Annotated in this window: 6 protein-coding genes and 1 tRNA gene; 5 read left to right on the plus strand and 2 right to left on the minus strand. The window is 38.1% G+C overall.

Annotated features, from left to right (window positions below; genetic code table 11):
• Positions 1 to 83: 83 nt before the first annotated feature.
• The 3 genes from lon to H592_RS0115165 all read left to right on the plus strand — a co-directional run bounded on the left by lon (position 84) and on the right by H592_RS0115165 (position 4,851).
• Positions 84 to 2,441 carry an endopeptidase La gene (gene lon, locus H592_RS0115155; protein WP_028869510.1) on the plus strand — a complete coding sequence of 786 codons (2,358 nt, stop codon included), beginning with the start codon at positions 84 to 86 and terminating at the stop codon, positions 2,439 to 2,441.
• Between the two features lie 155 nt (positions 2,442 to 2,596).
• Positions 2,597 to 2,872 (plus strand): HU family DNA-binding protein, encoded by a 276-nt coding sequence (locus H592_RS0115160; protein WP_028869511.1) that lies wholly within the window; start codon positions 2,597 to 2,599, stop codon positions 2,870 to 2,872.
• A gap of 80 nt (positions 2,873 to 2,952) precedes the next feature.
• Positions 2,953 to 4,851 carry a SurA N-terminal domain-containing protein gene (locus H592_RS0115165; RefSeq protein WP_028869512.1) on the plus strand — a complete coding sequence of 633 codons (1,899 nt, stop codon included), beginning with the start codon at positions 2,953 to 2,955 and terminating at the stop codon, positions 4,849 to 4,851.
• Between the two features lie 130 nt (positions 4,852 to 4,981).
• Here H592_RS0115165 and H592_RS0115170 read toward each other — a convergent pair whose 3' ends face one another.
• Entirely contained in the window at positions 4,982 to 5,566 is a 585-nt protein-coding gene (locus H592_RS0115170; protein ID WP_028869513.1) for a thymidine kinase, read from the minus strand.
• Between the two features lie 190 nt (positions 5,567 to 5,756).
• On the opposite strand from H592_RS0115170, the gene H592_RS0115175 reads away from it, so the two are divergent.
• Positions 5,757 to 6,374, plus strand: coding sequence for a DsbA family protein (locus H592_RS0115175; protein WP_028869514.1), 618 nt, complete (start codon positions 5,757 to 5,759; stop codon positions 6,372 to 6,374).
• A 110-nt stretch (positions 6,375 to 6,484) separates the two neighbouring features.
• Here H592_RS0115175 and gltX read toward each other — a convergent pair whose 3' ends face one another.
• Complete coding sequence (gene gltX / locus H592_RS0115180) at positions 6,485 to 7,909, minus strand: glutamate--tRNA ligase (protein WP_028869515.1); 1,425 nt, start codon at positions 7,907 to 7,909, stop codon at positions 6,485 to 6,487.
• A gap of 270 nt (positions 7,910 to 8,179) precedes the next feature.
• On the opposite strand from gltX, the gene H592_RS0115185 reads away from it, so the two are divergent.
• Positions 8,180 to 8,255, plus strand: a tRNA-Val gene (locus H592_RS0115185).

Genomic DNA, 8,255 nt, shown 5'->3' on the forward strand with positions numbered 1-8,255 from the left:
CCAATATTGCATACAAGTAAAAATATTTTTTACGCGTGCATTCATTTCATGTATTTATTTTCAATACTTTTTCTGGGGACAATATGAAATTAGAAACAGACCAGCTGTTGACGCTACCTGTCTTACCACTCCGTGATGTCGTTGTTTACCCGCACATGGTTATTCCATTATTTGTCGGCAGAAAAAAATCGATCAGCTGTTTAGAAGCTGCGATGGAGCAGGGCAAAAAGGTATTACTAGTCGCACAAACTGAAGCTTCATTAGATGATCCTAAAATAGAGGATTTATACTCAGTGGGTACGGTTGCTAATATTTTGCAATTATTAAAATTACCCGATGGCACGGTTAAAGTGTTAGTCGAGGGTGTGCAACGTGCCACTATTCTTCGTAACATAGATCACGAAGAATACTTTTTTTCTGAAGTCGAACTGCTAGAAAGTGAAGGCGTCGATGAGAAAGAAGAAGAAGCGCTAATACGTAGCGTATTAGGTCAATTTGAGTCTTATATTAAACTCAATAAAAAGATTCCACCTGAAGTACTTGCTTCTGTTAATGGTATCGACGAACCAGAGCGCCTTGCAGATACAATCGCAGCGCATATGCCATTAAGCCTTGAAGATAAGCAAACGGCGTTAGAGTTAACTAATGTGACTGAACGTTTTGAATATCTAATGGGGATGATGGAAAATGAAGAAGATATTCTAAAAGTTGAAAAACGTATTCGTAGCCGTGTTAAGAAACAAATGGAACGCAGCCAACGCGAGTATTATCTTAACGAGCAAATGAAAGCGATTCAAAAAGAGCTCGGTGATAGTGAAGAAGGTCAAAGTGACCTTGAGCAATTAGAAGAAAAAATTGAAGCGGCTGGCATGTCAGCTGAAGCAAAAGAAAAAGCGATATCTGAACTTAAAAAGCTAAAAATGATGTCGCCGATGTCATCGGAAGCAAGTGTGATTCGTACTTACATTGAAAGTTTAGTAAATGTTCCGTGGAAGAAACGTAGTCCTGTTAAAAAGAATTTAGCTAAAGCTCAAGAAATTTTAGATGAAGATCATTACGGTCTTGAAAAAGTCAAAGAGCGTATTTTAGAATATTTAGCCGTTCAAACTCGTATCAATAAATTAAAAGGGCCTATTTTATGTTTAGTGGGTCCTCCTGGTGTTGGTAAAACATCTTTAGGGCAATCTATTGCGCGCTCAACCGGCCGTAAGTATGTACGTATGGCATTAGGTGGTGTACGTGACGAAGCTGAGATCCGTGGTCATCGTCGTACTTATATTGGTTCGTTACCGGGTAAGTTGATTCAAAAAATGACTAAAGTGGGCGTTAAAAATCCATTATTCTTATTAGATGAAATCGATAAGATGGCTTCTGACATGCGCGGCGATCCTGCTTCTGCATTATTAGAAGTGTTAGATCCAGAGCAAAATAATAGCTTTAATGACCATTACCTTGAAGTTGATTACGATCTTTCTGATGTGATGTTTGTTGCGACGTCTAACTCGATGAATATTCCTGGTCCACTGTTAGACCGTATGGAAGTGATTCATTTATCGGGTTATACAGAAGATGAAAAACTTAACATCGCTAATGGCCATTTATTAAGCAAACAAATTAAGCGTAATGGTTTAAAAGAATCAGAGATTTCAATTGATGATAGCGCGATTATTGGTATCGTTCGTTATTACACGCGTGAAGCCGGTGTACGTGCTTTAGAACGTGAGATTTCTAAAATTTGTCGTAAAGTTGTAAAAGATATTTTATTAGACAAAAAACTGAAAAAAGTAGATGTCACTATTGATAACCTAAAAGATTATTTAGGTGTACGTCGTTATGACTTTGGTAAAGCAGACTCTGAAAATCAAGTTGGTCAAGTAACAGGGCTTGCTTGGACATCTGTTGGTGGAGATTTATTAACTATCGAAGCAACCTCTGTACCAGGTAAGGGTAAGTTGACTTACACTGGTTCGTTAGGTGATGTGATGAAAGAGTCTATTCAAGCTGCGATGACAGTGGTGCGTGCGAAAGCTGAAGAATGGCGTATTAATAGCGACTTCCATGAGAAACGTGATATACATGTGCATGTACCTGAAGGTGCTACGCCAAAAGATGGCCCAAGTGCTGGCGCAGCAATGTGTACGGTGTTAATTTCTAGCTTAACAGGTATTCCTGTTCGCGCCGATGTGGCAATGACAGGGGAAATTACGTTACGTGGAGAAGTACTTCCAATTGGTGGTCTAAAAGAAAAATTATTAGCGGCACGTCGTGGTGGTATTAAAACGGTATTGATTCCGTTTGAAAATACACGTGACTTAGAAGAAATCCCTGATAATATTAAAGACCAACTAGAAATTAAGCCAGTTCGTTGGATAGATGAAGTATTAGAAATCGCTTTACAAGATAGCATCAAAGGGTTTTCTATCGGAAAAACTGAAAAATAGGTGACAAACCGCATAAAATAAGGGCTATCTACCTAATTTTATTCAAATTTACTTGCTTGAATTTGAATAGAACAGTAGCCTAGCAATGTATTTTTTTACTATGTGCCATTCAATCTTAAAATAGCACCAATTTATTATAGACAGGGGATTTACAAATGAACAAAGGACAATTAATCGATAACATCGCTGAAAGCGCAGATATATCAAAAGCTGCAGCTGGTCGCGCATTAGATGCGTTTATCGATAGCGTTACTACAGCTTTAGTTGAAGGCGACAGCGTATCACTAATTGGTTTTGGTGCTTTCTCAGTAAAAGAACGTGCTGCACGTACAGGCCGTAATCCACAAACTAATGAGCCAATTCAAATCGCAGCAGCAAAAGTACCTGCATTTAAAGCGGGTAAATCATTAAAAGATGCTATCAACGCATAAGCGTTTTTATTGCACCGTTATGCATTAAGCGCGTCCTATGATGCGCTTTTTTGTTTTTAAGTCTTAAAGAGTAAAATATTATGTTAGATAAAATGCGCGAAGGCTCTCAAGGGATCGTAGCTAAAAGTATTTTAGTAGTGATCATCCTGTCTTTTGCTTTGGCGGGGGTGAGTAGCTATTTAGGGACTACTTCAGAAAGTGCAGTTGTCACGGTTAACGGTGAAGATATTTCACAACAAAGTGTTGAACAAGCTTATCAAAATGAAAGAGCGCGTTTACAACAGCAATACGGCGAGCAGTTTGACTTGATCGCTTCTACACCTGGTTTTACACAACAAATTCGTGCTCAAGCAACACAGACATTAATAACTGAGCGTTTGATTGCGCAAGCCGTTACTGAAATGGGTTTACGTGTCGGTGATGAGCAAGTTAAAGAAGCTATTCGAAACATGCCTGAATTCCAAGTTGACGGTAAATTTGATAACAACTTGTACTTATCTTTATTACGTAACAATAATTTGGCTCCTGCACAATTCAGTGCAAACTTTAAAACTGACTTAGTACGACTACAACTATTAGAATCGTTAGTGGGCAGTGAGTTTGTTTTACCACTAGAAATTGAGCAGGCTTATCAATTGCAAGGTCAACAACGTGTTGCACGTCTTTTGAATATAAAAAGCGCTGACTTTATGACGACAGATTCTGTGTCTGAAGATGAAATCAATACTTACTATGCGGATAACAGCGAGCAGTTTCAAAATCCTGAACAAGTTGATGTCGAATACATTCTCTTAGATGCTGCGACATTAGCGGCAGAAGTAAACTTGAATGATAAAGATATTGAAACTTACTACGAACAACATGCGGATCAATATCAACGAGTTGAACGTCGTAAAGTAGCACATATCTTGGTTCAAGGTGATTCAGAAGAAGCGAAAAATAAAGCACAAGCTATTTTAGATGAATTAAAAGCGGGTGCGGATTTTGCTGAGTTAGCAAAAACAAAATCAGATGATGTCTTTTCTGGTAAAAATAATGGTGAATTAGATTGGTTTGAGCGTGGTGTGATGGATCCTGCATTTGATAAAAGTGCTTTTTCGTTAACATCTGATGCACCTTTATCTGATGTTGTTAAATCAGAATTTGGTTTTCATATTATCAAATTAATTGAAGCACAGGAAAAAGCAACATTACCGTTGGATGAAGTTAAATCTAAAATCGAAATTGCGCTTAAAAACGATAAGATGAAAGAGATGTACGACAACTTATACCAACGTTTAAGTGAAGTAGCATTCGAATCTCCTGATAACTTAGAAGAAGCCTCTGCTGAAGTGGGCGTAGCGATTAAAACAACGGGGTTCTTCTCGGCTGATAACGCTCCAAGTTCAGTTGATAACCGTAATGTACTGAATCAAGTATTTAGTGAAGATTTCCGCGCTGAAGGTTTAAACTCTGAGATTATTGAACTTAATGATTCTCAAGCAATTGTAGTGCGAGTTAAAGCTCATAAAGACGCTGCGACTAAACCATTAGCTGAAGTTTCTGAGCAAATTACATTACAACTTGAAGAGCAAAAAGCAGCCGCTGCAGCACAACAATTTGTAGAGTCACTAATGGCTAAATTAGATGCTGGTGAGTCAATTTCTGCTGAATTAGCAGATAAAGATATCGCGTTTACCGCACCATTGACGCTAGCACGCTATAGTCGTGATTATGATGCTCAGGTTATTCAGCGTTTGTTCCAATTAGCGAAACCAGAAGCTGAAAAAGTAACACGTGATTACGTGGTAACTGCACAAGGTGATTTTGCTGTTATTGAATTATCTGATGTCGTCGATGTGGATAATGCAGAAGCTAATGACCAGACTAAAACGCAATTATCAACCATGCTAGAGCGTAGTACTTCTGAAGCGACTTACCAAGCATTAGTGACGTACTTATTGGACAATGCAGATATTAGCTATGCTGGTAATGAATAAATCATAGTGTTTAATGAATGACTTATATGAGCTATGTTTTCAAATCAATAAGTTATTCTATAAAACCTAGATAAATGAAAAGCGGCTCAATGAGCCGCTTTTTTATATTTACTGTGTAGACTCAGTCAATTTATAGTTTGTCCCAAAATACTTTTCTAAAGTGTTTACGACAAACTGAGACATAACTTTCATTGCCACCTATTTCAACCTGAGCACCTTCTTGAATTGCTTCTCCATTTTTATCCAAGCGCAAAATCATGTTAGCCTTACGACCACAATGGCAGATTGTTTTTAGCTCGATCAATTTATCAGCCCAAGCTAATAAATATTGGCTACCAGGAAATAGCTCACCTTGGAAATCTGTTTTAATACCGTAGCAAAGTACCGGAATGTCTAATATATCCACAACATAGGTAAGCTCTCTAACTTGTTGTTTACTTAGGAATTGTGACTCATCAATTAAAATACAATGTTGCTTTTGTTGTTGATGTACTTCAGCAATCATTTCAGCTAGATTATCCGTTGCAGAAAAGATATGCGCATCGCTTTCAATGCCGAGTCGTGATGAAACTTTACCAACGCCAGAGCGATTGTCGATGGCAGCAGTTAATACAAATGTATTCATGCCTCGTTCGCGGTAGTTATATGATGATTGTAATAGTGACGTTGATTTACCTGCATTCATTGCGGAGTAATAAAAATAAAGTTGTGCCAAAATAAAGTCCTGTTATCAAGCTGATTAATATACCCAAACTGCAAAGAACTTTTTATGGTCCGCAGGGCTAATAACGTATTATAACACTACCCAATCACTTTGTTATTGTTCGGTATATATTTACTGCAATGTAGTGATATAGATAGCTTGAAATACCATCGGTATAAAGTATTTTTAAATGGAGTCAGTAATGAGTAAAGCAGTTTTATATTATGTATATGATCCGATGTGTAGTTGGTGTTGGGGATATCGAGATAGTTGGTTAAAATTATCTAAAGCATTATTATCAGAGGATCTAAGCATAGAGTATAAGTTAGGTGGATTGGCACCAGATTCTGATGTTGTTATGCCTAATGAAATGCAACAGATGCTACAGGGGATTTGGCATAAAATTCACAGCCAATTAGGTACGAAATTCAATTTTGATTTTTGGACACAATGTGCGCCACAGCGCTCAACTTATCCCGCTTGTCGTGCTTGCCTTATTGCAAGAGATAATGACCAAGAACAAGCCATGTTATTTGCTATTCAGCAGGCTTATTATTTGCAAGCAAAGAATCCATCATTAACCTCTACACTGGCAGAGTTAGCGGAAAGTATTGGTTTTAATAGGGAATGGTTCGAACAACAATTGAATGATGAGGAAGTGAATGTCAGATTTCATCAAGAAATTTCGGCTAGTCGTCAGTTGCCTATTCAAGGTTTTCCATCATTGGTTTTAGCGGTTAATGGCGAACATATACCGGTAGCCATTGATTATCTAAATTGGCAAAAAACCTATCAACAAGTTATGGATTTATTAAATTAATTCAGCAGTTAAAGTTGTTAGTGAATAAAAAAGCCCGTTTATGAATGCTAACTTAATGTAGCATTTCATTAACGGGCTTTAAATTTAGCTAACGTTTACCTTAATAAGGTTTATGCTGCATTTTCACGTGCTTCAATGAAAGCGATAGCGCGAGAGATACGTTCAACACTGCGTGTTTTACCGATTAATGCTAATGTAACATCAAGAGAAGGGGACTGACCTGCACCTGTAATTGCTACACGTAACGGCATGCCTACTTTACCCATTCCTACTTCTAGTTCAGTTGCGGTATCTTCGATAATTTGGTGTAAGTTAGTTTCTGACCAATCATCGCTAGCTTGTAGTTTTGTTTGCACAAGCTGTAAAGCTTCTTTAGCAACAGGGCGTAAATGTTTTTTAGCTGCCGTTGCATCAAAATCTTCATAGTCTTCATAAAAGTAGCGACTAGAACTTGCTAACTCTACTAATGTCTTCGCGCGCTCAGCTAATGCCGTCACAACTTCCGTTAAAGCAGGGCCATTACTAGTATCAATATTTTGTTGTTGCATATGCCATTGGAGATGACCAGCAACATATTCAGGGCTTGATGTTTTAATGTAATGGTTGTTTAACCATAATAATTTATCAGTATTAAACGCTGATGCAGACTTACTAACATGATCCAAGCTGAATAGGTCTATCATCTCTTGTTGTGAGAATATCTCTTGGTCACCGTGTGACCAACCTAAACGAACTAAGTAGTTATTTAATGCATTTGGTAAATAACCTTCGTCACGATATTGCATGACAGAAACAGCGCCATGACGTTTAGAAAGTTTTGCGCCATCATCGCCCAATATCATGGAACAATGCGCAAAACTTGGTACAGGTGCGCCAAGTGCTTCATAAATATTGATTTGGCGAGGTGTGTTGTTAATATGATCTTCACCACGTACAACGTTAGTAATGCCCATATCCCAATCATCAACAACAACACAGAAGTTGTATGTTGGCGAACCATCACTACGACGAATAATAAGGTCATCAAGTTGATCGTTAGCTATTTCAATTTTTCCACGGATCTCGTCATCAAAGATCACTGAGCCGTGTTTTGGGTTACGGAAGCGAATAACACAAGGTTGATCTGGTGTTGCTGCTTGATTCACTGCAACAATTTTAGGATGTTGTGCATCATAGCGTGCCATCTCTTTGTTAGCTTCTTGCTCGGCACGGATCTCATCTAATAAATCTTTAGGTGCGTAACATTTATAAGCTTTATCTTCAGCTAATAGTTTATCCACCATTTCATTGTAACGGTCGAAACGCTTAGTTTGGTAATAAGGCCCTTCGTCCCAATCCAAACCTAACCAAGTCATCCCTTCTAAAATCGCATCAACAGCTTCTTGAGTAGAGCGCTCGATATCGGTATCTTCAATACGTAATACGAATTGACCGCCTTTGCTTTTTGCATGTAACCATGAATACAGTGCTGTACGTGCACCGCCAACGTGTAAATAGCCAGTTGGGCTAGGGGCAAAACGAGTTTTAACTGTCATTAAAAATTTCCTTATGGAACTATTGAATAATCATTGCCGTATTTTAACGAAACCGCATCTAATTACATTAACTATTTATCGATTGCACGCATTTGCCGCTGAAAACAGTGGAATCAATAAAAATTAATCGTTTTTTGCTTGTCCTTTAAGCAGTTAAGCAAAAAAGAACACTTTTATTTAAAAAGGCCTTGACTGAAAAAAGTCGAACCCTATAATACGCCCCACAAACAACGGCATTCAATTTAATGTTTTGTTAGTAAAGAGTAACATGGGCGATTAGCTCAGTTGGGAGAGCATCGCCCTTACAAGGCGAGGGTCACTGGTTCGAACCCAGTATCGCCCACCA

The organism is Psychromonas arctica DSM 14288 (assembly GCF_000482725.1).
GTDB lineage: Bacteria > Pseudomonadota > Gammaproteobacteria > Enterobacterales > Psychromonadaceae > Psychromonas > Psychromonas arctica.

What these genes read in the sequence shown, in the direction of transcription:
- lon (WP_028869510.1), top strand. Translation starts at nt 84, where the DNA reads ATGAAATTAGAAACAGACCAGCTGTTGACGCTACCTGTCTTACCACTC.
- H592_RS0115160 (WP_028869511.1), top strand. Translation starts at nt 2,597, where the DNA reads ATGAACAAAGGACAATTAATCGATAACATCGCTGAAAGCGCAGATATA.
- H592_RS0115165 (WP_028869512.1), top strand. Translation starts at nt 2,953, where the DNA reads ATGTTAGATAAAATGCGCGAAGGCTCTCAAGGGATCGTAGCTAAAAGT.
- H592_RS0115175 (WP_028869514.1), top strand. Translation starts at nt 5,757, where the DNA reads ATGAGTAAAGCAGTTTTATATTATGTATATGATCCGATGTGTAGTTGG.
- gltX (WP_028869515.1), bottom strand. Translation starts at nt 7,909, where the DNA reads ATGACAGTTAAAACTCGTTTTGCCCCTAGCCCAACTGGCTATTTACAC.